Consider the following 22,197-nt stretch of genomic DNA (forward strand, 5'->3'; position numbering starts at 1 on the left):
CCGTACCTCCACCGTGCCGGGGTTGGAGCCGTTAGTCACCACCCAGAGGGGGCGCTGCTGGGGGCCGGGACCCCAAGCGGCCTGCGGCCCCTTTCCTCCTGGCCGGCCCCTTCCACCCGGAGGGGCTCAGGACTTGACTCCGTACTTGGGTACGGGGTCCAGGGTTGACCAGACTCCTCAAGCGGAGGAGGAGCAATTCCACCCTGAACGGAGCAATCCGCATGATCCGTCCCCCATGGAAACTCCCCATTCCACCCAACCAGCTTGATGGCGCCGACGCGGGCCATCGAAGCCGGTCTCCTCTCCAAACTTCAGGAGGGCCCTGCCGATGAGTGAGCGACGGTTGCGGATCTCGGGGATGACGTGCTCCAGTTGCGCGGAGCACGTCCAGCGGGCCCTGGAAGCCTTGGGGGGCGTGACCGCCACGGTCCGTTATCCCGAGGGAACCGCATGGGTGAGCGCCCCCGCGGAAATGGCCGACGAGCGGCTGGTGGAGGCTGTTCGCGCCTCGGGATACGGCGCGGAAATAGCGGCGGAGCAGGCGGAGGCCGAGCAAAAAGGCCAGGAGGCCGGCCTCCATGTGGCCGTGGTGGGCGGAGGCTCGGCGGCCTTTGCCGGGGCCATCCGGGCGGCGGATGAAGGGGCCCGGGTGACCCTGATCGAGCGCGGGATCCTGGGGGGGACCTGCGTCAACGTGGGCTGCGTACCCTCCAAGATCCGGCTCAAGGCCGCCGAGGCCGCCCACCGTCCCGGGCACCACCCGTTCGCGGGTGTCGCCCATCGCCGCCCCGAGGTGGACCTGCCCGCCATGGTTCAGCAGCAACAGGACCAGGTGGCCGCGTTGCGCCGGGCCAAGTACCAGAACATCCTGGCAGCTCGGCCGGAGATCACCCACATAAGCGGCACGGCCCGGTTCGAGGATGGGGCCACCCTTCGGGTAACCGGGCCCGAGGGCGAGGGCACCCGGATACGCCCCGACCGGATCCTGGTGGCCACCGGCTCCCGCCCCGCCATCCCCCGGATTCCCGGACTCGCGGAAAGCCCGTACTGGACCTCCACGGAGGCCCTCGCGGCCGAAGCGCTTCCCGAGCACCTTCTGGTCCTGGGGGGCGGCTATATCGGCTGCGAGCTGGGCCAGGCCTTCGCCCGGCTGGGAAGCCGGGTGACCATCCTTGCCCGCAGAGGCCTGCTGGCCGGCCACGATCCGGAGCTGGGGGCCGTACTGGAGTCCGTGTTCCGGGAGGAGGGCATCCAGGTCCGAACCGGGACCGAGGTCCGACAGGTACGCTACGAGGGGGGATTCGCCCTGGAGACCACCGACGGGGAAATCCTGGAGGGCGACCGGCTGCTGGTGGCGACGGGCCGAACCCCGAACACGGACGACCTCGGGCTCGAGCAGGCGGGCATCGCTACCGACGGCAGCGGCGCCATCCGGGTGGACCACCGGTTGGCCACCTCGGCCCCCCATGTCTTCGCCGCCGGGGATTGCACAACCCAGCCCCGATTGGTGTACGTGGCCGCCGCCGCGGGAACCCGGGCGGCCGCCAACATGCTGGGCGGGAAGGAGGCCTTGGACCTTTTCCGGGTGCCGCAGGTGGTCTTCACCGACCCGCAGGTGGCGACCGTGGGCCTCACGGAGCGCGAGGCGGCCGACCAGGGGCTGGCCGTGACCAGCCGGACCCTGTCCCTGGACAACGTTCCCCGGGCCCTGGCGAATTTCGATACCCGGGGTATGGTCAAGCTGGTGGCCGAGGAGGCCAGCGGCCGGATCCTGGGGGCCCAGATCGCCGCCGAAGGCGCGGGGGAGGTGGTCCAGAGCGCGGCGTTGGCCATGGATGCGGGCCTCACCGTTGGTCAGCTGGGTGACCGTCTGTTCCCCTACCTGACCATGGCCGAGGGCCTCAAGCTGTGCGCCCAGACCTTCACCCGCGACGTGACCGAGCTGTCCTGTTGCGCGGGATGAGGGGTCCTTCACTCTGCGGGGGGAAACCATGGACCCGATTCCTGTCCTGACCGACGCACTGCTGCCCATCTTCCCGGACTTCGGGGAAGGCCGGGAGCTGGTCCCTGTGCTGTTCGCCCGTTTGGGCCGCGGCCAGCCGGTGCGAATGGCGGAACTGGCCGAGGCCGTGGCCTGGCCGGAAGCGCGGTTACGGGATTGCCTGGCCGCCTGGTGGGGCATTCGGTTCGACGAATCCGGCCGTATCGCCGGCTTCTGGGGCCTGGATACCGCTCCCACCCAGCATCGTCTGGAGCTGGAGGGCCGAACCCTCTACGCCTGGTGCGCTTGGGATACCCTGTTCCTCCCCGATCTTCTGGGGGAGCCGGCCCTGGTGGAAAGCAGGTGTCCCCTCAGCAACCTCCCCGTTCGGCTTGAAGTGGCTCCCGGAGGGGTTGCTTGGGCCAAGCCGGGGGATTGCCGGTTGGGCCTGGTTCCGCCCGACCCCCGGGCGGTTCAGGCGGGCGTCCAGGAAGCCTTTTGTTGCGGGGTACGCTTTTTGAGCGATTCAGAGACGGCCGGGAGGTGGCAAATGGAGCACCCTGACGGATACGTGCTAACGCCGGACCAGGGCCACCGGCTGGGCCAAAGGGTATGGGAAACCTTGTTGGAAAGGGGGCAGTAATGGGTAGGGGCCGCACCATCGGTCGTGCTGCGGAGGAAGCAGGGGTGAACGTTGAAACCATCCGGTACTACCACCGGCAGGGGCTGCTGCCCGAACCGGCCGGATCCTCCAACGGGTTCCGTGAATATCCACAGAGCTCGGTGGAGCAGGTCCGGTTCATCAAACGGGCCCAGCGGCTGGGCTTCACCTTGTCGGAAATAAAAGAGCTCTTGAGCCTCGGGGGTGGCCACTGCGAAGAGGTTCAAGCCCTGGCGGAAGAAAAATTGTCCGAGATGGATGCGCGCATCCGGGACCTGTCGAGGATGCGGGAAACGCTAGCCGGACTCCTTCAGGGGTGTCGGGAAGGGGAAGGAAATCCGGAGTGCCCCATTATTCGAGCCGTGGCTGGGGACGAGGAGCAACAAAAGGATGACTATTGATCGTCCCGTATAAGGGCACCTCCATTTCCTCGGTGCGGGGCCTCCGGTAGCGCGTGGCTCGGTTCCTTGGCCAAGAAGCCCGCGGGTGGGCAACGGTCGTCCCCGTGGCCGATGCACGGACCTCCATCGTGAACTTGCCCCGATAGCGGCTGACAAAGGAGGGGACAGGCTTCCGAAACGGGCGGAACTGTTTTCTCCGGGGAAACCGGGCCCGGAGCTCCCCCCGTTTCGCCTCCGGATTGCACAGAATCACCGAAAGGAACCTATGTCTTCGCAACGTCCCATCGCAGGACTCTGGAAAGCCGCCGTTCTGGGGCTCGGGCTGGTGACCACCGCCTGCGCGGGCTCCGGCGACGACGACCGCAAGGGCCAGTCCGGTCCCGCCGCCGTGGAGGAGGCGTCCGCGTCCTCCGCGGCCGGCCTGCCGGCCTTCAGCGAGATCGTCCAGGACAACCGCGAGGCCGTGGTCAACATCAGCACCACCCGCAAGGTGGACGGACCCGGCCAGGAGATCCCCGAGCGCTTCCGCGGCACCCCCTTCGAGGACTTCTTCAAGCGCTTCTTCGAGGGTCCCGGGGGCGGCCAGGAGCGGGAGGTCCAGTCCCTCGGCTCCGGCTTCGTGGTCTCCAGCAACGGCCACATCGTCACCAACGCCCACGTGGTCCGGCAGGCCAGCGAGATCGTGGTCCAGTTCGCCGACCGTCGGCAGCGCAAGGCCGAGGTCCTGGGCAAGGACATGGCCACCGACCTGGCCGTGCTCAAGGTGGACGCCGAGGACCTGCCGACGGTGCGCTGGAGCGAGGATGAGGCCCCGCAGGTGGGGGAATGGGTCCTCGCCATGGGCTCGCCCTTCGGCTTCGAGCACAGCGTCACCTCCGGGATCATCAGCGCCAAGGGCCGCAGCATCCCCGGCCAGGCGGGCAGCTACGTGCCCTTCCTGCAGACCGACGTGGCCATCAATCCCGGCAGCTCCGGCGGTCCGCTGTTCAACCTCGACGGCGAGGTGGTGGGCGTCAACGCCCAGATCTTCTCCAAGTCCGGCGGCTACATGGGCCTGTCCTTCGCCATCCCCAGCGACGTGGCCCGGGACGTGGTCGCCGAAATCAAGGAGAACGGCGAGGTCAGGCACGGCTACCTGGGCGTGGGCATCCAGGACATGGACCGCGACCTGGCCCGCTCCATGGGCCTGGACAAGCCGCGCGGCGGCCTGGTGGCCGATGTCAAGCCGGGCTCCCCGGCGGACGAGGGGGGCCTCCAATCGGGGGACATCATCCTGGAGGTGGACGGCGAGTCCATCGGTCAGGCCGGGGACATTCCGCCCCTCATCGGCCGCCTGGAGCCGGGCACCGAGGTGACCCTGACCCTCCTGCGGGAGGAAGAGCGCATCGAGAAGACGGTGACGCTGGGCTCCCTCCGGGAGGCTCGCGGGCAGGGCAAGGAGGCCGCCGCCGAGCCAACCAGCGCCGCCGGCATGCGCCTGGTCCCGGTGCCGGACCGTCTCCGCGAGCGGCGTTCGCTGCCGGAGTCCGGCGGCGCCCTGATCAAGGCCCTGGAGGACGGCCCCGCCCGGGAGGCCGGCTTCCAGCCCGGCGACGTGATCCTGAAGGTGGGCGACGCCCGCATCGCCGGCCCCGGCGAGGTGGAGGAGCTGCTCGGCCAGGTGGAGTCGGGGGCCCGGGTCCCCGTCCTGGTCCAGCGCGGCGAGGGCATGCAGTACCTGCCCCTCCGGGTGCCGTAGCGCGATTCCTTCCCCGCGCACTCCCCGCGCGACCGGCCCTTCGGGGCCGGTTTTTTTGTGTCCGTTTCCGGTTTGAGGGAACCGTGGGAGGGGTCCGCGACCCCGAGCGCGTACCCGGGCTCGCTGCCCGTCGCGGTCCCGGACGGCTCCCACAGGCCGCCTTCGGCGAATGCCCCCAGTAACACGCTCCTTTCGTTCGCCCTGGGACGCGACGTCAGCCAGGAGGACGCCGTCCTTGTGGCGCGGGGGCCGGGCGTGGTTCCCTTTCCCGTCCTGGACAGGCCACTTCCCACAATGGACAGGAAGGTCCCGCTTCGCGACGCGGACGGTCGCGGCGCTCGGTTATCCTTCCGCCGTGGCTGCGAAAGGGACCGAACCATGTCCGCCGATCCAATCCGCATCGATGCCGTCGACCTCCCGGACACCGGGCGCCTCGGCCTGACCTTCTGCCCGGGAAAGACCGACCCCCACGGCCTTGCCGGCCCGCATACGCGGGACCTTGGCGAGGACCTGCGGGGCATTGTCCACTGGGGCGCGGACCACCTGGTCACGCTGCTCCAGCCCCACGAATTCGACCTGCTGGGCGTCGCCGGGCTGGGCGAGGCCGCCGAGATGGCCGGCCTCGACTGGAGCTGGCTGCCCATCCCCGACGGCGGCGTGCCCGACGCCGCCTTCGAGCGCCACTGGGGCTACACGGGCCTCCGCCTCCGCCGCGCCCTCCGTGCGGGGCGACGGGTGGTGGTGCACTGCCGCGGCGGCCTGGGCCGGGCGGGGCTGGTGGCGACCCGGCTGCTGGTGGAGCTGGGCCGGGAGCCAAAGGCCGCCCTGGGCGCGGTCCGCCGGGCCCGGCGAGGAGCGGTGGAGACGGCGGTGCAGGAGGCCTACGTTGGCGCCCTGCGCCCCGGGCCGGCCGCCGACGAGGCCCGGGACCGCCTGTACGGCACCCTCCTCGGCGGCGCCCTGGGCGACGCCTTCGGCTACCCGGTGGAGTTCTGGGTGGAGGAGCAGGTCCGCGAGGAGCTCGGCCCCCGGGGCCTGACCCGGCCGCGGTTCTCCGCGGAGGGCCTGCTGGAGGTCAGCGACGACACCCAGATGACCCTGTTCACCCAGGCGGGCCTCCTGGAGGCCGGGTCCCCGCCCGAGGAAGAGGCTGCCCTGGATGCCATCCGCGACGCCTACCGGGCTTGGCTGGATACCCAGGAAGGGGTCCCCGCGGCCATCGCCGACGGTCCTGTGGAGGGGCTGGCGGCCGATCCCCGCCTGCAGAAGCGCCAAGCCCCGGGCATGACCTGCCTGCGGGCCCTGCGGGACGGCGGCCGCGGAACGCCGGAGGAGCACGTCAACGACAGCAAGGGCTGCGGGGGCGTCATGCGGGTCGCCCCCGTGGGGCTGGTGGCGGCCTGGGGCCCGGAGCAGGCCTACGAGGTGGGTGCGCGCAGCGCCGCGCTCACCCACGGCCACCCGGCCGGATACGCCGCCGCCGGGGCCATGGCGGCCACCGTCCGCCTCCTGCGGGACGGGCGGGGCCTCGCCCAGGCGGCGGAGTCCGCCCTGCCCATGCTGGCCGGGCACCTGGGCAGCGCCGAGGTCCGCGAGGCCCTGCGCGACGCCCTGGCGCGCGCCGCCGCGCCCGACCCCGACCCTTTCGCCGATGTGCGGGCGCTGGGGGAGGGCTGGGTGGCCGAGGAGGCCCTGGCCATCGGCCTGTACGCCGCTCTGCGCGGGGCGGATTTCCCGGACGTGGTGCGCATCGCCGCCAGCCACGGCGGCGACAGCGATTCCACCGCCGCCATCGCCGGGCAGGTGTTCGGCGCCTGGCGGGGGACCGGCGGGCTGCCCCAACCCTGGGTGCGCCGTCTCGATGTCCTGGAGCCCCTGCTGGACCTTGCGGCCCGCTTCCCCGAAGAAGACCACGAACCCCACACCCCCTCCACGGCAAGGGAGGCCCCATGAGCCGGAGCCACGACGCCATCTACCGGCAATGGCTGATCCTCCAGCAGATCCCCCGGCAGCCCCAGTCCAAGAGCACCGCCGAGCTCCACGAGGTCCTGCGGGAGGAGGGCCTGGAGGTGGAACGGCGCACTGTGCAGCGGGACCTGGAGCGCCTTTCCACCCTGTTCCCCCTCTGCGCCGACCCTGACGGCCCCGGCTACCGTTGGTCCTGGCTCCAGGACGGGGCCATGGTGGAGCTCCCCTCCATGGCCCCCTCCACGGCCCTGACCTTCCTCCTGGCCCGCGACCACCTCGCCGGGTTCTTCCCGCCCTCCCTGATGGCGTTTTTGGCCCCGTACTTCCAGCGGGCCGAGGGGGTCCTCGCCGAATCCCACCTGGCCCACTGGCGCGAGAAGGTCCGGCTGGTGCACAGCGGCCCCGACCTGGACGTGCCCGAGGTGCCGGAGGACGTGCGGGACGTGGTGTATAGCGGCCTGCTGGAGGAGCGGCAGCTGGAGGCGGGCTACTTCAGCCGCAGCCGGGACAGCTACGGCCGCCGCCGCATCCATCCCCTGGGCCTGGTGGGGCGGGGCGGGGTCTACTACCTTGTGGCCCGCGTCGACGACAAGCCCGAGCCCCGGCAGCTGGCCCTGCACCGCATGGACGGCCCCGCGCTCCTGGACGCGCCCGTGGCCGCCCCGGAGGGCTTCGACCTGGACCACTACCTCCAGGAGCAGGCCGCCTTCTCCTATCCCCGCAACCCGGAGTGCCTCGCCCTCCGCCTGCGGGTCGCCGAAGAGGTGGCCTTCCACCTGGCGGAGCGCCCCCTCGCCACGGACCAGGAGATCGAGCCGGAGGACGGGGACACCTACGCGGTGCGCGCCACGGTGCCGGATACCGAGGCGCTGCGGTGGTGGCTGCTGGGCTTCGGCCCCAGCGTGCGGGTGGAAGGGCCGGAGGGCCTGCGCGGCGAGATGGTGCGCCTCACCCGGGAGGCGGCGGCGCAGTACGGCTGAGCCCGCAGGGGCCGGGGTTCCCTCCCTTGCCGGGGCGCGGGAACTGGGGCCCGGCGCCGATGGGCGTCGACCGGGCGGGCACGGCCTGCCCGAGCGGCCGCCTCAGCCGTCCTCTTCCTGCTGCTCCGTTTTCAACGTGATGTCCCCGCCCTCGGGGGCCTCGATCTCCTCCTGGTCGCGGAGGTATTCCTCCACGATCACCACCACCTTGCGGTCCGTCTCCTTGAAGTCGCTGCCCTCGCCGAAGGTGTCGTAGCCGTGGAGGCCGGCGAGCATGCCGGAGTGGGTGACGACGCTGTAGCGCTCGTCCTCGGCCAGCGCCTCGCCGCCCACCTCGACATCGCCGACCCGGTCCCCCGCGGGCCGCGAAAGGTCCACCGTCCAGCGCATCCCCGAGGTCTGGACGAGCCCTCCCACCGCGTCCTGGGGGTCCGGCGGGGCCAGGTTCGTCGCGCTTTGCTCCAGGACCGCCCGGATCTGCTCGCCGGTGAGCTCGAGGGTGACCAGCGTGGAAGGGTGGGGAATCAGGCTGTAGAGGGCCTCCCGGGTGATGGGCCCCTTCCGGAGCGTCACCCCGTAGCCCACCCCCGGCAGGAAGGCGACGTCCGCGCCCGTCTCGTCGATAAGGATGTTTCCCACCAGCCGGTCGAAGGGGCTCTCGGAGCGGTAGTTCCGCCCGATGGGCCCCAGGGCCTTCGCCAGGACGGCTTCCAGGTCCTCCTTGTGGGGATCGCGCAGCTTGCCCACCCGTTCGGCCATGTTGGCGTTGGGGTGGTAGTCCGCCGTCCACAGGACGTGGTTGGTGGCGTCCACCTTCGTGATCCGCCCCTTCTCCACCTGCACGGTCACTTCCCCGAGCATGGCCCCGTCCGCCAGGGACTGGACCCGCCAGGCGCCGTTGTCCCGGACATAGGCGTCGTGGGAGTGCCCGCCAACGATGAGGTCGATGCCCGGTACCTCCCGGGCGAGCAGCTCGTCCACCTCCGCCCCCTGATGCGAGACCACCACCACCACATCGGCACGCTTGCGCAGCTCTGGGACGTATTCCCGGGCCGTCGCGATGCCGCTGGTGAACTCCAGGCCCTGCACCTTCTTCGGGCTCGTGGTCAGGGGCGTGTTGTGGTAGCCGAGCGCCAGGAGGCCGACGCGAATGCCGCCGGCCTCCACCACCTTGGTGGGGTCGCCCAGGAAGGGCTTCCCGGTCTCCGCGACGAGGGCGTTGGCGGCCCGCATGGGGAAGGCGGCGGCCGCGTCGAGCTCCCGCGTCCGTTCCAGGCCGTAGTCGAAATCGTGGTTGCCGAGGGCGGCGAAATCGTATTCCAGGGCGTTCATGAGCTCGATCATCGCCTTGCCCCGGGTTCGGTTGCCGAGCAGGCCGTTGCTGAAGCTGTCGCCGGCGTCCACCAAAAGAACGGCGTCTCCGCCCCGGGACTCCCGGATGCTCCGAACCGCCGTGGCTAGGGGAGCGAGCCCGCCCACCGTGCCCGGACGCCCGAACTCGAAAGGATCCTCCTTGCCGGGGTCCCCCGTCTGGGCGGTAGCGTTTCCGGGCCCCACCTTGAAGGGCTTGTGGCGGCCGTGAAAATCGTTGGTGTGCAGGATCGTGACGCGGCCCGATGGAGCGCCGGAATCCTGCGCCGCCGCCGTCCCCTGTCCGGCGGACAAGGCCAGCCCGGCCAACAGGGCCATCGCAAGGGCTTTCATGGGATCGCCTCCCTCCTGACTGGCCGCGGAATCAGGCCCGTAGGCCCTCTTTCCACCATTGCTGTCCCCGGGGACCGGGGAAATACGGGATTACCCGGAGGACAGCGCGATACACTCGACGCAACCGGGCCTTGGACGGCCCCGCGACACATTGCGACGCAAGGGCCGGGAGAATAGGGGGCGACCGCGCCCAGCCGGACGGCCACGCAGGGAGAGAGCCGGCCGACACCCGGAAGAGGAGGAGCCAGCCATGAACGGATTCCGCAGCTTTCTCTACGCCCTCGCCAAGCTCCTGGGCGACATCAACGCCATCGCCAAGGGCCGCATTGGGCGCCGCATCGGGCGGCGGATCGCCGGGAAGGGGACGGGGCGGTTGTTGGGGGAGGATCTTTCGCTGACGGCCGGGGAGCTATAAGGTCTGTCACCGTAAGAAATGGTATGCGGTTCGGGACCAGGCAGAGGACACCAGCCTGCGCCTGAAAGACTGTGGCATCATAGGCGATCCCGTACTGGCTTGATTTCCGGCCAGCAGGAAACCAGCTTCCTTTGGAAGCTCCCCGGCCAATGGACCCCGGCATGGTTGACAAGAAGTCGCTGAGCGAGCGGGACATCTGTACCAAGTACATCACCCCGGCCCTGGAGCAGGCGGGGTGGGACATCCAGGCCCAGGTGCGGGAGGAGTTCTCCTTCACCGCCGGGCGGGTGATCGTCAAGGGGCGGCTCCATGCCCGGGGCAAGCAGAAGCGGGCCGACTACCTCCTGAGCTACCGCAAGAATCAGCCCCTGGCGGTCATCGAGGCCAAGGACAACAAGCACAGCCTCGGCGCCGGCATGCAGCAGGCCCTGTCGTACGGGGAGGATCTGGACGTCCCCTTCGTCTTCTCCAGCAACGGCGACGGCTTCCTGTTCCACGACCGCACCGGCCTGGGGCCGCAGACCGAGACGCAGCTCTCCCTGGAGGAATTTCCCTCTCCGGAGGAGCTCTGGGAGCGCTACTGCCAGTGGAAGGGCATCGACAACACCGCCCGGCCGGTGGTGGAGCAGCCCTACTACGACGACGGCAGCGGCCGCGTCCCGCGCTACTACCAGATGGTGGCCATCAACCGCACCGTGGAGGCCGTCGCCAAGGGCCAGGACCGCATCCTGCTGGTGATGGCCACGGGTACCGGCAAGACCTTCACCGCCTTCCAGATCATCTGGCGGCTCTGGAAGGCGCGGCAGAAGAAGCGGATCCTCTTCCTCGCCGACCGCAACGTCCTCGTGGACCAGGCCAAGAACAACGACTTCCGGCCCTTCGGCCAGGCCATGACCAAGGTCACCAACCGCACGGTGGACAAGTCCTACGAGGTCTACCTCTCCCTCTACCAGGCCGTCACCGGGAACGAGGAAGAGAAGAACATCTACAAGGAGTTCTCCCCGGACTTTTTCGATCTGGTGGTCATCGACGAGTGCCACCGGGGCAGCGCGGCGGAGGACTCCGCTTGGCGCCGCATCCTCGAATACTTCAGCAGCGCCACCCACATCGGCCTCACGGCCACCCCGAAGGAGACCAAGGAGGTCTCCAACATCGACTACTTCGGGGCGCCCGTCTACACCTACTCCCTCAAGCAGGGCATCCAGGACGGTTTCCTCGCCCCCTACAAGGTGATCCGCGTGGACCTGGACAAGGACCTCCAGGGCTTTCGGCCGAGCAAAGGGCAGACCGACAAGCACGGCCACGTCATCGAGGACCGCATCTACAACCAGAAGGACTTCGACCGGAAGATGGTCCTGGAGCAGCGCACCCAGGCGGTGGCGCAACGGATCACCGAGTACCTGGCGGGCAGCGACCCCTACCAGAAGACCATCGTCTTCTGCGAGGACATCGACCACGCCGAGCGCATGCGCCAGGCCCTGGTCAACCTGAACCCCGAGCGGGTGGCGGAAAACCGCAAGTACGTCATGCGCATCACCGGCGACGAGGACGAGGGCAAGGCGGAGCTGGACAACTTCATCAACCCCGAGGAGCGCTACCCGGTCATCGCCACCACCAGCAAGCTGATGACCACCGGGGTGGACGCCCAGACCTGCAAGCTCATCGTCCTCGACCGCCGCATCAACTCCATGACCGAGTTCAAGCAGATCATCGGCCGCGGCACCCGCATTAACGAGGACTACAACAAGCACTGGTTCACCATCCTCGACTTCAAGAAGGCCACCGAGCTGTTCGCCGACCCCGACTTCGACGGCGAGCCGGTGCAGGTCTACCGGCCCAAGGAGGGCGGTTCGGTGCTCCCCGGGGACGAGGGGGGCGAGGCGGAGCCGGTGCCCGAAGGCATCGGCGACGACTTCGGCCCCTACGAGACGGGGGAGGAGAAAGGGGAGGGCACCGAGCCCGAGACCCCCTGGTCCTCCGACGACCCCGCCGGGCCCGAAGCGGGCTGGGACACCGGCGGCCCGGGGGAGGGCGACCCGGGGCCCAAGCGGTACGTCGTTGACGACGTGGAGGTGGAGGTCCTCGCGGAGCGGGTCCAGTACCTGGACGCCAACGGCGACCTCATCACCGAGAGCCTCAAGGACTACACCCGCAAGCGGGTCAAGCAGCAGTACGCCTCCCTGGACGACTTCCTGAAGCGCTGGGACCGCGCCGGCCGCAAGCAAGCCATCATCGAGGAGCTGGCCGATCAGGGCGTCTTCTGGGACGACCTGATCCGCGAGGTGGGCGACTCCCTCGGCGAGGAGCCGGACCCCTTCGACGTCATCTGCCACATCGTCTACGACCAGCCCCCGCACAGCCGCAAGGAGCGCGCCGAGAACGTCCGCAAGCGGGACTATTTCACCGAGTACGGCGAAACCGCCCGCCAGGTGCTCGACGGCCTCCTGGAGAAGTACGCCGAGGCCGGCATCGAGCCCATCGAGGACCGCAAGGTCCTCACCCTCGACCCCTTCAACCGCCTGGGCTCCCCCATGGAGCTGATCCAGGCCTTCGGCGGCAAGGAAGGCTACGAGCAGGCGGTACGCGAGCTGGAAGAGGCCCTCTACCACCAGCAAGCGTAGCACCCGGAACCCCACCGGCCGCGGGCCGCCCCTGTCCGGGCGCGGCCCCCCGGCCCAGGAACCGCTTTACAAGGGACCCGAATCACCCATGGCCATCAGCACCACCATTAAATCCATCCAGGACATCATGCGCACGGACGTGGGCGTGGACGGCGACGCCCAGCGCATCGGCCAGCTCGTATGGATGCTCTTCCTCAAGATCTACGACGACCGGGAGCAGGAGTGGGAGCTGCTGGAGGACAACTACGTCTCGCCCATTCCCGAGCGGCTGCGCTGGCGCAACTGGGCGGCCGACCCCGAGGGCATGACCGGCGACGAGCTGAAAAAGTTCGTGGACGACGAGCTGTTCCCCGGCCTGCAGTCCCTGGAGGCCCGCGGCGAAGACCTCCGCCCCCTGGTGATCCGGGGCGTCTTCGAGGACGCCTACAACTACATGAAGTCCGGCCAGCTCATGCGGCAGGTCATTAACAAGCTGCAGGAGATGGACTTCAACGTCTCCAGCGAGCGTCATGAGCTGGGCGACGTCTACGAGCAGATCCTCAAGGACCTGCAGAGCGCCGGTAATGCCGGCGAGTTCTACACGCCCCGTGCCGTAACCGAGTTCATCGTCAACCGAGTGGATCCCAAGCTGGAGGAGCAGGTGATGGACCCCGCCTGCGGCACCGGCGGCTTCCTCACCAACACCATCGAGCACAAGCGCGAGCACTACGTCGACACCCCGCAGGATTGGGAGACCCTCCAGGGCACCATCCGGGGCATCGAGAAAAAGCCCCTGCCGCACCTGCTTGCCAGCACCAACCTGATCCTGCACGGCATCGAGGTGCCCAGCCAGATCCGGCACGACAACACCCTGGCCCGGCCCTGGACGGACTGGGGCCCCCGCGACCGCGTGGATGCCATCGTCGCCAACCCGCCCTTCGGCGGCATGGAAGAGGCCGGCATCGAGACCAACTTCCCCCAGGCCTTCCGCACCCGGGAGACCGCCGACCTGTTCATGGCCCTGTTCATTCACCTGCTCAAGGACGGCGGCCGGGCTGGTGTGGTCCTGCCGGACGGGTTCCTGTTCGGCGAGGGCATCAAGACCCGCATCAAGGAGAAGCTGCTCACCGAGTGCGACCTGCACACCATCGTCCGCCTGCCCAACGGCGTGTTTAACCCCTACACCAACATCAAGACCAATCTCCTGTTCTTCACCAAGGGTCGGCCCACCAAGGAGGTGTGGTACTACGAGCACCCCTACCCCGAGGGCTACAAGAACTACAGCAAGACCAAGCCCATGCGCTTCGCGGAGTTCGAGCGGGAGATCGCCTGGTGGGGCACGGAGGCCGATGGTTTCCAGGCCCGGGAGGAGACCGAGTACGCCTGGCGGGTGCCGGTGGAGGAGATCCAGGCCGACAACTACAACCTGGACCGCAAGAACCCCTACGCCGAAGAGGAAGCCGACCACGACCCCGAGGAGCTGCTGGCCAAGTACGAGCGGCAGCAAGCGGAGATCCAGGAGCTGCGCGACCAGCTCAAGGACATCCTGGGCGACGCCCTGGGGGAGCAACAGCAATGAGCGCCGAGCACCTGATTACCGAACATCTGGACCTCTGGACCAGCGCCGTTACCTACAACAATGGCAGGGGGCGCGGCAACAACGGCGAGCCGGAGCTTACCGGCATCGACAAGCTGCGCGAGTTAATCCTGGAGCTGGCTGTGCGCGGCAAGCTGGTGCCGCAGGACCCCGAGGACGAGCCTGCCTCCAAGCTGCTGGAGCGCATCGAGGGGGAGAAGGCGCGGCTGTACAAGGAAGGGAAGAGCAAGAAGCCGAAGAAGCTTCCAGAAATTGAGGATGAGGAGCAGCCGTTTTCAGTACCAAAAAGCTGGGTTTGGAAGAGGCTTGGCGACCTCGGATTTACTCAAACGGGGACCACGCCTTCTAAGAATGATTCAAATTATTATGGCGATTTTATACCGTTTGTTAAACCAGCCGATATTCTTGGGTGGAAAGTCCGGTATAGGTCTGAAGGTCTTTCCGAAGAAGGGAAGAAGGCTCTAGGGAAATGGGGTGAAAAGGGTTCCATATTGATGGTTTGTATTGGAACTATTGGAAAATGCGGAATATTGACTGAAGAGGCTTCTTTTAATCAGCAAATAAACGCAGTAACTCCATACGATAGGTCTTCGTCGCGGTTTATTTTGCAGTGTTTGGCTTCTAGGTACTTTCAAAATGAAGCTTGGGAGCGCTCGTCAAGCACTACTATCCATATTTTAAATAAGAGTAAATGGGAGCGGATTCCCGTCCCTGTTCCACCAATTGAGGAACAGACCAGAATCGCTGAGAAAGTCGACGAGCTCATGGCTCTCTGCGACCGCCTGGAGCAGCAGACCAGCGACCAGCTCAGCGCCCACGGGACCCTCGTGGACACCCTGCTGGACACCCTTACCCGCTCGCAGGACGCGGCCGAGCTGGCCGAAAACTGGGCCCGCCTGGCCGCCCACTTCGACACCCTGTTCACCACCGAGCACAGCATCGACCGCCTCGAACAGACCATCCTCCAGCTCGCCGTCATGGGCCGCCTTGTGCCCCAGGATCCTGATGATGAGCCGGCTTCCAAGCTATTGGAGCGAATCGAGGGGGAGAAGGTCCGGCGGTACAAGGAAGGGGAGATTAAAAAACCAAAACAGTCCCAGGAAGTTGAAGAGGGGGAAAAACCCTTTTCCCTGCCAAAGGGTTGGGCTTGGTCGCGTATAGGCCAATTAACTACCCAAGTTACGGATGGAGTTCATAAGACCCCTGACTACAAGGATAAAGGGGTTCCTTTCATTTCGGTAAAAGACATTAATGGGAAGACTGTTTCTTTTGAAGAAGCCAAATTTATTTCAGAAGAACAGCATAAGGAAATAAATCGGCGTTGCAACCCCGAAAAAAATGACATTCTCATTTGCAGGATTGGAACTCTTGGCAGGCCAACAATCGTTGACACGGAACGACCTTTTAGCATTTTTGTGAGTGTCGGTTTACTTAAGTATCCTGACCATTTAGTAGTTCCAGAATACTTTCATTTGGCATTAAAAAGTCCATTTTTGGCCGCCCAATATCATAAGGTTAAGGCTGGGGGTAGCCATACCAACAAATTGAATTTGGGTGATATACCAAAGCTGGTAATACCTCTTCCTCCTTATCCTGAACAGAGGCGTATTTCGGAGAAAGTTAATGAGTTTATGGCTATCTGCGATCGCCTTAAGGCCCGCCTGAATGAGGCCGGAGAGACTCAGACCAGGCTGGCCGAAACCCTTGTGAAACAAGCGGTCGCCTGAGCATTGTTTGCCAATTTAGCCTACCTCACCGGGATCAACCTCACGGGATCGGTCCTGGACAAGGTCCGCCGGGTTATTGACCTGTTTAAGGAGCATGAAGCCGTCGACTGGCTGGGCCTGGGGCCGATCTGGGGCTTCCTCTTGAATTCGCTGTTCCCGGGCACCTCCGTTCTACATGTCAGGCCCCGGGGTATTGCACACCCGGCTACGCTGCGAGCTGCCCAACCTCTGGATCCTCGGACTCTTATCAACCATGAAACCGTCAGGCATGTGATTTAGAATTTAGAATTTCCTTTTTGACACTTTCTAAGGACAGGTTGTTATGGCTATCGAGCAGGGAATTTGGAAGCTCGGGGAACGCCCGCAAGAACTGAAACCCTCCCCGCTTTCCGATGAAAGCCTACTTGAAGAACAGGTCATGCATGATGTGGCTATCCTTAATCGCGACTGGTTGATCATTGGGCGTCAGGTTCGGACTTCTTTTGACAAGTACATTGATTTGTTAGCTATGGATGCTAATGGGTCCATAATTGTTATTGAGTTGAAACGCCAGAAGACGCCAAGAGAAGTAGTCGCCCAAGTGATCGACTATGCCTCATGGGTAACGAACCTGTCGGATTCCGAAATAGTGGATATCTACCTTGAATTTGCAAGGCGGTATGGGATAAAAAGCCAAACGCTCGATGCAGCATTTTATGAAAAGTTCGGGATCCCTCTCTCTGATATATCTATCAACGAAAGCCATCAGATGGTGGTGGTTGCGACCGAATTGGATGCCAGCACAGAACGCATAATTAACTACCTGAATGATTATGCGAATATTTCGGTTAATGCGCTTTTTTTTAAAGCTTTTCACGACAACGGCAATCATTATCTAAGCCGCGCTTGGATGATTGACCCTCAGGAAAACCAGGAACGGGCCGTAGCCCGAAACGGGAAAGAGTCTTGGAACGGTGAGTTCTATGTCTCCTTCGGCGATGATCGACCTTGGGAGGTGGCCAGGCAATATGGGTTTATAGCCGGAGGTGGTGCTTCCTGGTATTCCAATACACTTTCCATGCTGTCGGAAGGTAATCGCGTATGGGTCAATATCCCGAAAACAGGCTATGTTGGGGTAGGCATTGTTACGGGGGAGCGTTGCCGTGCCGATCAGTATCAGTTTGATACGCCCGATGGGCCAAAGACTTTGACGCAGCTAAAATTGCATGAAAATTATGAGCATTTAAATCCTTCCGCTGATGCGGATAAAGCAGAGTATTTGGTACCAGTTAAGTGGTTATACACAGTTGATCGGGCCCATGCTTTCTGGGAGGTGGGGCTTTTTGGAAACCAAAATACAGTTTGTAAACCACGAACTCCCAAATGGAGTCATACGGTAAATCGGCTTAAGCAGGCCTGGGATATAGAATAACTTTTCTGAACGAGAACAGTGCGCTTCCATGATGAGCAGTCCGGCCTTTTTTACCCCGAACAAGCTCACCGCTACGGATTGAACTGGCTGAGTGGCTAATGACCTCCTTCGCCCGGCCCGAAATCGTCCGCTGTCCTTCCTGTGGGCGTCCGGTTCGGCGGCTCCGCTTTGCCAGCATCAATGTGTCGGGGGGATTGTTCCCGCCGGCTTTCCGGAAGCTCGCCCGGGGCGAGGTCTCCTGTCCCCGGTGCGGCGCAGCGGTCGACGCCCACACCCTGACGCCCATTGCCCGCCTGGATGCGCCCTGGAAGGAGGGGATATGGGCGGGGATTCCGGAGCTTTGGCCCGAGGGTTTCGGAGAGGAAACCTGAGCGGCCGTACCCGTGGCGCCCTTCTCACCCCACCGGCGCCGGCATCTCGAACATGGACCGCGGAAACACGAACCGCTCGTCGGGGTCGGCCAGGGCCCGGCGGGCGCTGGCCTCCACCTCGCCCAGGTACAGGTACCAGGTCTGCGGGCCGACGTGGTGCGGGGGCTGGAAGGCCGCCGGGGCCAGGATCGCCAGGTTGCGGCCGACGCCGTTGCCCTGGCCATCCGTGGCCGGGTCGCGGGCCGATTCGTAGCGGATCGCCTGCATGCCCGCGTTTGCGGCGTGCTCGCCCAGGGCCTGGGTGGCGGTGTAGTCGGCGGGGTGGGTCCACCGCTCGCGGTCCCGGGCCAGCTCGCCGACGGTGAGGTCCAGGGCCTGTCCGGTGCGGTAGCCGGCGGCGAAGGCGGTGAGCTGGGCCTCCTGGTGGGGGAGGTCGGTGCCCTCGGAGACGTAGAAGAAGCGGTAGCGGTGGAAGGCGAGTTCGGCGAGGGCGGTGCGGCGGTGCTCGGCGGCGTAGAAGGCGCCGTAGGGCGCGTGGGGCCGCCGGAAGCGGCTGCCGCCCCGCTTGGGCGGCTGGTAGCGGAAGGGGGTCTTGAGCAGGTAGTCGAGGTGCTCCGTGCCCGCCGGGTAGGCGGGCTTGCTGCCCTCCAGGAGCTCCTCCAGGCGCGCCTGATCGGCCTGCGTCTCCACGAGCTGGCGGGTGAGGGCGTAGTGCTGGCCCTCCACCATCCGCCACACCCAGCCGCCCAGGATCCGGGCGTGGCCGGCCAGCTCGTCCGGCTCCGGCACCCGCATCAGGCCACGGCGCGATGGGCGTCCAGGTAGTCCACCACCTCCACCAGGCCGTCCACGCGGCGGATCGCCTCCTCGGGGACGCCGCGGAGGTCCCGGTTATGGCTGGCCATCCACTGGCGCATGACCGCCCCGTCCCCGGCGCAGATGGCGCCGAGGGAGCGGAACAGGCGCACCAGCAGCAGGCTCAGCTCCCATTCCTTGGCCCCGGGGTCCAGGTGGTACCGCCCCCGTTTCATGCGGGAGACGGTGGAATCGCTCACCCCGATCACCTCGGCGAGCCGGCTGTTGGTGAGGCCAAGCTGGGTGGCGGCGTTCACGGTGGCCTCGGTGAGGATGCGGCGGTCCTGCTCGGTCTGGTCCGGCGCCGGTATGGCCATGGCCCTGCCCCCTGGTTGGGTTCTCCAGAAAAGAATAGGCCTTCTCTTTTCTGTGGACAAGGGGTAGGGCGTCCGGTTCCGGGCGGGCTGCTAGGCCTGGCGCCCGGTGAAGGCCTCGGTGCCAAAGGGGGCGCGGCAGCACCCGCTCTGGTAGCGGGTGCCGTCGCGCTGGATGCGGTTGTGGCGGGTGGTGGAGAGCCAGAGATCCTGGCCGCAGCCCGGGCAGGCGTAGGCGAAGCGCCGCTGGCGGCCGGCGGCCTTCTTCTTTCGGGCCGGGCGGCGCTTGCTGTAGGCCTTGCCCACCTCGCGGGTGGCGGCGTCGGCCGGGGCCAGGGGCTCGCGGCACTTGCGGCAGATGCGGGAGCCCGGATTCTGCACCACCTGCGCCACCAGCCGGGCGGTGACGTGGTGGGTCATGCAGCCGCAGGCCAGGGGATAGCGGGCCTGGGTGCGGCGGGCGGCGTTGGTGACGTCGTACTGGTGGCAGCGGGAGGGGTCGGCGCCGTACAGGTCGCGCATGACGGCCTTCCATTCCCGGCCGTGCGGCCGGGTCGCCGGGCCGTACACCCGCGCCACCACCACGTGGGCCACCTCGTGGGGTACGGTCCGTGCCAGGAAGTCCTCGGGGTTCTCGCGCAGGAGCACGGTGTTGAAGCGGACGAAGGCTCCGCCGCGCTCCGCCTGCCCGGCGGTCTTGCCGGTGAGGTCGAAGCGGATCTCCGGCCGGGGGATGCGCCGCCCGAAGTGGCGCTCGGCCTGGGTCAGGCGCTCCTCCACCAGCGTGCGCACGCGCTGCCGGAGGGCGTCGTCCGAAAGGCTGTCGGTGGTGGTGCCGGAGGCCCGGGCTCCCTGGGCCATGAGCGACATTCCTCGCGGTTCGGCGGGTCCGCTTGGCCGTTCCCGCTAGTGGAACGTGTCGGCCCGCTCCAGGAGCATGACGTACTGGGCGTGGAGGCCGGGCAGGCTGCGGCGGCCTTCCACCAGGCGCAGGCCGGCGTGCGCAAGCTGTTCCTCCAGGCCGCGGAGGCTGTGGCGGCTCAGGCGCTTGTGGCCGCGGCTGCGGTGGAAGGCGGCGTGGAGGGGGGATTCCAGGTAGGTGGTGACGACGGCGTGGCGCCGGGTCACCCGGCCGATCTCGTCCATGACCCCCTGGCGCAGCTCCGGGCCGTGCAGGTGCTGGAACAGGCGGATGCAGGTGACCACGTCGAAGCTGTCGTCGGCGAAGGGCAGGGCGTCGGCGGAGAGGCGCGCCAGGGGCAGGTCCGTGCCCCAGGTCTCCCGGCAGAGCTCCAGCATGGCCGCCTTGCGGTCGCCGCCCACCACCATGTCCCCGCGCTGAAGCAGGTCGTCCACGAAGCGCCCGTAGCCCACCGGCATGTCCAGGATGGCCTCGTCCCCGTCGCAGACCCGGTCGAGGTAGCCGCTGATGATCCGCGCCTCGATGCCGTGGATGATGCGCTGGTCCAGGCCCTTGTAGCGGCGCTCGCGGTAGGTGCGGACGTGGTCGGACGCGCCCTGCGTCCCGTTCGGTTCGGTGCCCATGGGGTCCCCCTTGTTTTGGGGCCGAAGTGTAGCACGGGAAACCGTTTTTACAGCAGGGTCTTCCGTGCGGGGCGCGGCCTCAGGCCGGGCCCGGGCCGGTCTGTTCGCCGCCGGCGGCCATCTTCGGCCCCAGCCCGGAGGCCCGGGCCAGGGGCTGGGTCACCGCCCGGCGCAGGGTGGCCTCGTCGGCCCGCAGGGTGAGGCCCCGCTTGGCCCGGGAGATGCCCGTATAAAGCAGCTCCCGGCTGTTGAGGGCGGAGGCGGATTCGGGGAGCAGCAGCTCCACGCGCCCCAGCTCGGAGCCCTGGCTCTTGTGGACGGTGAGGGCGTAGGCCGGCTCGAAGGCGGGCAGGCGGGCGGGGGTGAGGCTGCGGTGGCCGCCGTCCGGGGTCTCGAAGACTACCCGGATCCCGCCCTGTTGGCGAACCGCGATGCCCACGTCGCCGTTGAACAGCCCCAGCCGGTAGTCGTTGTGGGTGATGAGCACGGGCCGGCCCGGGTACCAGGTGCCGTGCGCCGGGATGCGGCCCTGCCGCCGCAGGGCCGTCTCCAGGCGCCGGTTGAGGGCCTCGGTGCCCCAGGGGCCGTGGCGCATGGCGTCCAGCACCCCGAAGGACCGGTAGGCCCGGAAGGCGGCCTCGGGGTCGCCGGCGGTGGCCGCCTCGATCAGGTCGGCGAAGCCCGCCGCCAGCTCGCGGATCAGGGCCTCCCCCTCGGCGGCCTCCTGGGGCAGGGGCCGCCGCTCCACCCCCGGCTGGCCGGGGTCGTCGAGCACCTCCAGGGCGGCCTCCGCGTCCCCGGCCTTCACCGCCCGCACCAGGGGCCCCAGGCCGCCGTCGTCGCCGAAGCGGTGGGTGTGCCGCAGGGCTACCAGGGTATTCGCCAGGGGCCCGGGGCGGTCGGCGGCGGGCGGCTCGGCCCCCGCCAGGGGCGCCAGCGCCCGGGCGAATTCCGGGGTGAAGGCGGGCTCGCCGGCCGCCACCTCGCCGAGCACCGAGCCCGCCTCCACCGGGGCCAGCTGGTCCCGGTCGCCGACGATGACGAGCCGGGCGCCGTGCGGCACGGCGTCCAGCAGCTTGGCGAACAGGGCCACGTCCACCATGGAGGCCTCGTCCACCACCACCACGTCGAAGGGCAGGGGGTTGTCGCGATGGTGGCGGAACTGGGTGGAGCCCATGCGCGAGCCCAGCAGGCGGTGCAGGGTGCGGGCCTCCTCGGGGATGCGTGCCTTGAGCCCGTCGTCCAGGGGCAGCTCCGCCTTGGCGTGGCGGATGGCCTCCTGCATGCGGGCGGCGGCCTTGCCGGTGGGGGCGGCGAGGGCGATGCGCAGGCCCCCGGTGCTGGGCTGCTCCAAGAGGGCGGCCAGGAGGCGGGCGACGGTGGTGGTCTTGCCGGTGCCGGGGCCGCCGGTGATCAGGGTCAGCGGGCGCAGCGCCGCCACCGCCGCGGCCACCCGCTGCCAGTCGAGCCCCTCCGCCGGGGGATCCGGGAACAGCCGCTCCAGGGCGGCGCGCAGGGCGTCGCCGTCCACGGCCCGGGTGGGGGCCGCCGCCCGCGCGCGCAGGTCCTCGGCGATGCGCGCCTCGTAGGCCCAGTAGCGCTGCAGGTAGAGGCGGTCGCCCTCCAGGATCAGGGGCCGGAAGTCTTCGGGTGCGCCCACCAGCGCAGAGGCCGCCAGCGCCTCCCGCCAGGCCTCCCGATCCGGGGCCGTGGCCAGGGGCTCCTCGCCCTCGGGCAGGGGGCGCCCGGCGCGGGCGGCGAGGTCCACGCAGGTGTCGCCCTGCTGCGGCGCGTGGCTGGCCAGGCAGGCGCCGAGCAGCACGGGCCAGTCCGCGGCGGGCTCCTGCTCGGCGAGCAGGCGGGCCAGCTCCACGTCCACGTCGTCCAGGGCGCCCCGGCCGCGCAGCGCCTCCAGCGTCTCCCACATGC

At 67.5% G+C, this 22,197-nt stretch carries 18 protein-coding genes; 12 read left to right on the plus strand and 6 right to left on the minus strand.

Features of this window, described 5'->3' with window-relative positions; genetic code table 11:
- The first annotated feature begins 328 nt into the window (after window positions 1-328).
- The 6 genes from merA to AN478_RS07270 all read left to right on the plus strand — a co-directional run bounded on the left by merA (window position 329) and on the right by AN478_RS07270 (window position 7,729).
- Window positions 329-1,963, plus strand: a complete 1,635-nt coding sequence (gene merA, locus AN478_RS07245) for a mercury(II) reductase (protein WP_054965955.1) — start codon at window positions 329-331, stop codon at window positions 1,961-1,963.
- 28 nt (window positions 1,964-1,991) lie between these two features.
- Window positions 1,992-2,624 carry an organomercurial lyase gene (merB, locus tag AN478_RS07250; RefSeq protein WP_054965956.1) on the plus strand — a complete coding sequence of 211 codons (633 nt, stop codon included), beginning with the start codon at window positions 1,992-1,994 and terminating at the stop codon, window positions 2,622-2,624.
- Complete coding sequence (locus AN478_RS07255) at window positions 2,624-3,043, plus strand: MerR family transcriptional regulator (protein WP_054965957.1); 420 nt, start codon at window positions 2,624-2,626, stop codon at window positions 3,041-3,043. The genes merB and AN478_RS07255 overlap by 1 nt, the downstream gene beginning before the upstream one ends.
- A 265-nt stretch (window positions 3,044-3,308) precedes the next feature.
- Window positions 3,309-4,781 carry a Do family serine endopeptidase gene (locus AN478_RS07260; RefSeq protein WP_082432940.1) on the plus strand — a complete coding sequence of 491 codons (1,473 nt, stop codon included), beginning with the start codon at window positions 3,309-3,311 and terminating at the stop codon, window positions 4,779-4,781.
- A 378-nt stretch (window positions 4,782-5,159) separates the two neighbouring features.
- A complete protein-coding gene (locus AN478_RS07265) occupies window positions 5,160-6,734 on the plus strand; it encodes an ADP-ribosylglycohydrolase family protein (protein WP_054965958.1) in 1,575 nt (524 codons plus the stop codon).
- On the plus strand, window positions 6,731-7,729 hold the full coding sequence (locus AN478_RS07270; protein WP_054965959.1) for a helix-turn-helix transcriptional regulator: 999 nt from the start codon (window positions 6,731-6,733) through the stop codon (window positions 7,727-7,729). Before AN478_RS07265 ends, AN478_RS07270 begins: the two co-directional genes overlap by 4 nt.
- 102 nt (window positions 7,730-7,831) lie before the next feature.
- Here AN478_RS07270 and AN478_RS07275 read toward each other — a convergent pair whose 3' ends face one another.
- Complete coding sequence (locus tag AN478_RS07275; protein ID WP_074471304.1) at window positions 7,832-9,433, minus strand: bifunctional metallophosphatase/5'-nucleotidase; 1,602 nt, start codon at window positions 9,431-9,433, stop codon at window positions 7,832-7,834.
- 250 nt (window positions 9,434-9,683) lie between these two features.
- Here AN478_RS07275 and AN478_RS14105 point away from each other — a divergent pair, with 250 nt between their 5' ends.
- The 6 genes from AN478_RS14105 to AN478_RS13575 all read left to right on the plus strand — a co-directional run bounded on the left by AN478_RS14105 (window position 9,684) and on the right by AN478_RS13575 (window position 17,183).
- Window positions 9,684-9,848: a hypothetical protein gene (locus AN478_RS14105; protein WP_176758738.1), complete on the plus strand. Its 165-nt coding sequence runs from the start codon at window positions 9,684-9,686 to the stop codon at window positions 9,846-9,848.
- Window positions 9,849-10,009: 161 nt separating this feature from the next.
- Window positions 10,010-12,469 carry an EcoAI/FtnUII family type I restriction enzme subunit R gene (hsdR, locus tag AN478_RS07280; RefSeq protein WP_054966367.1) on the plus strand — a complete coding sequence of 820 codons (2,460 nt, stop codon included), beginning with the start codon at window positions 10,010-10,012 and terminating at the stop codon, window positions 12,467-12,469.
- Window positions 12,470-12,557: 88 nt separating this feature from the next.
- Window positions 12,558-14,027: a type I restriction-modification system subunit M gene (locus AN478_RS07285; protein ID WP_054965961.1), complete on the plus strand. Its 1,470-nt coding sequence runs from the start codon at window positions 12,558-12,560 to the stop codon at window positions 14,025-14,027.
- The gene (locus AN478_RS13570; RefSeq protein WP_074471305.1) at window positions 14,024-15,772 is read left to right on the plus strand and encodes a restriction endonuclease subunit S; all 1,749 of its coding nucleotides are present in this window, start codon (window positions 14,024-14,026) and stop codon (window positions 15,770-15,772) included. Before AN478_RS07285 ends, AN478_RS13570 begins: the two co-directional genes overlap by 4 nt.
- Before the next feature lie 3 nt (window positions 15,773-15,775).
- Window positions 15,776-16,051 carry a DUF6361 family protein gene (locus AN478_RS14860; RefSeq protein WP_399353928.1) on the plus strand — a complete coding sequence of 92 codons (276 nt, stop codon included), beginning with the start codon at window positions 15,776-15,778 and terminating at the stop codon, window positions 16,049-16,051.
- A gap of 43 nt (window positions 16,052-16,094) precedes the next feature.
- The gene (locus AN478_RS13575) at window positions 16,095-17,183 is read left to right on the plus strand and encodes a PDDEXK family nuclease (protein WP_074471306.1); all 1,089 of its coding nucleotides are present in this window, start codon (window positions 16,095-16,097) and stop codon (window positions 17,181-17,183) included.
- A gap of 395 nt (window positions 17,184-17,578) precedes the next feature.
- On the opposite strand, the gene AN478_RS07295 is transcribed toward AN478_RS13575, so the two are convergent.
- The 5 genes from AN478_RS07295 to recD form a co-directional block, all read right to left on the minus strand.
- Window positions 17,579-18,349: an RES family NAD+ phosphorylase gene (locus tag AN478_RS07295; protein WP_231627356.1), complete on the minus strand. Its 771-nt coding sequence runs from the start codon at window positions 18,347-18,349 to the stop codon at window positions 17,579-17,581.
- Window positions 18,349-18,726 (minus strand): MbcA/ParS/Xre antitoxin family protein, encoded by a 378-nt coding sequence (locus AN478_RS07300; protein WP_054965963.1) that lies wholly within the window; start codon window positions 18,724-18,726, stop codon window positions 18,349-18,351. Before AN478_RS07300 ends, AN478_RS07295 begins: the two co-directional genes overlap by 1 nt.
- A 90-nt stretch (window positions 18,727-18,816) precedes the next feature.
- Window positions 18,817-19,584 carry a SprT-like domain-containing protein gene (locus AN478_RS07305; protein ID WP_054965964.1) on the minus strand — a complete coding sequence of 256 codons (768 nt, stop codon included), beginning with the start codon at window positions 19,582-19,584 and terminating at the stop codon, window positions 18,817-18,819.
- Between the two features lie 45 nt (window positions 19,585-19,629).
- A complete protein-coding gene (locus AN478_RS07310; RefSeq protein WP_054965965.1) occupies window positions 19,630-20,268 on the minus strand; it encodes a class I SAM-dependent methyltransferase in 639 nt (212 codons plus the stop codon).
- Between the two features lie 79 nt (window positions 20,269-20,347).
- Entirely contained in the window at window positions 20,348-22,195 is a 1,848-nt protein-coding gene (gene recD, locus AN478_RS07315; RefSeq protein WP_054965966.1) for an exodeoxyribonuclease V subunit alpha, read from the minus strand.
- Window positions 22,196-22,197: the final 2 nt, after the last annotated feature.

The organism is Thiohalorhabdus denitrificans (assembly GCF_001399755.1).
In the GTDB taxonomy this organism is placed as follows: domain Bacteria; phylum Pseudomonadota; class Gammaproteobacteria; order Thiohalorhabdales; family Thiohalorhabdaceae; genus Thiohalorhabdus; species Thiohalorhabdus denitrificans.

What these genes read in the sequence shown, in the direction of transcription:
- merA (WP_054965955.1), top strand. Translation starts at nt 329, where the DNA reads ATGAGTGAGCGACGGTTGCGGATCTCGGGGATGACGTGCTCCAGTTGC.
- merB (WP_054965956.1), top strand. Translation starts at nt 1,992, where the DNA reads ATGGACCCGATTCCTGTCCTGACCGACGCACTGCTGCCCATCTTCCCG.
- AN478_RS07255 (WP_054965957.1), top strand. Translation starts at nt 2,624, where the DNA reads ATGGGTAGGGGCCGCACCATCGGTCGTGCTGCGGAGGAAGCAGGGGTG.
- AN478_RS07260 (WP_082432940.1), top strand. Translation starts at nt 3,309, where the DNA reads ATGTCTTCGCAACGTCCCATCGCAGGACTCTGGAAAGCCGCCGTTCTG.
- AN478_RS07265 (WP_054965958.1), top strand. Translation starts at nt 5,160, where the DNA reads ATGTCCGCCGATCCAATCCGCATCGATGCCGTCGACCTCCCGGACACC.
- AN478_RS07270 (WP_054965959.1), top strand. Translation starts at nt 6,731, where the DNA reads ATGAGCCGGAGCCACGACGCCATCTACCGGCAATGGCTGATCCTCCAG.
- AN478_RS07275 (WP_074471304.1), bottom strand. Translation starts at nt 9,433, where the DNA reads ATGAAAGCCCTTGCGATGGCCCTGTTGGCCGGGCTGGCCTTGTCCGCC.
- AN478_RS14105 (WP_176758738.1), top strand. Translation starts at nt 9,684, where the DNA reads ATGAACGGATTCCGCAGCTTTCTCTACGCCCTCGCCAAGCTCCTGGGC.
- hsdR (WP_054966367.1), top strand. Translation starts at nt 10,010, where the DNA reads ATGGTTGACAAGAAGTCGCTGAGCGAGCGGGACATCTGTACCAAGTAC.
- AN478_RS07285 (WP_054965961.1), top strand. Translation starts at nt 12,558, where the DNA reads ATGGCCATCAGCACCACCATTAAATCCATCCAGGACATCATGCGCACG.
- AN478_RS13570 (WP_074471305.1), top strand. Translation starts at nt 14,024, where the DNA reads ATGAGCGCCGAGCACCTGATTACCGAACATCTGGACCTCTGGACCAGC.
- AN478_RS13575 (WP_074471306.1), top strand. Translation starts at nt 16,095, where the DNA reads ATGGCTATCGAGCAGGGAATTTGGAAGCTCGGGGAACGCCCGCAAGAA.
- AN478_RS07295 (WP_231627356.1), bottom strand. Translation starts at nt 18,349, where the DNA reads ATGCGGGTGCCGGAGCCGGACGAGCTGGCCGGCCACGCCCGGATCCTG.
- AN478_RS07300 (WP_054965963.1), bottom strand. Translation starts at nt 18,726, where the DNA reads ATGGCCATACCGGCGCCGGACCAGACCGAGCAGGACCGCCGCATCCTC.
- AN478_RS07305 (WP_054965964.1), bottom strand. Translation starts at nt 19,584, where the DNA reads ATGGCCCAGGGAGCCCGGGCCTCCGGCACCACCACCGACAGCCTTTCG.
- AN478_RS07310 (WP_054965965.1), bottom strand. Translation starts at nt 20,268, where the DNA reads ATGGGCACCGAACCGAACGGGACGCAGGGCGCGTCCGACCACGTCCGC.
- recD (WP_054965966.1), bottom strand. Translation starts at nt 22,195, where the DNA reads ATGTGGGAGACGCTGGAGGCGCTGCGCGGCCGGGGCGCCCTGGACGAC.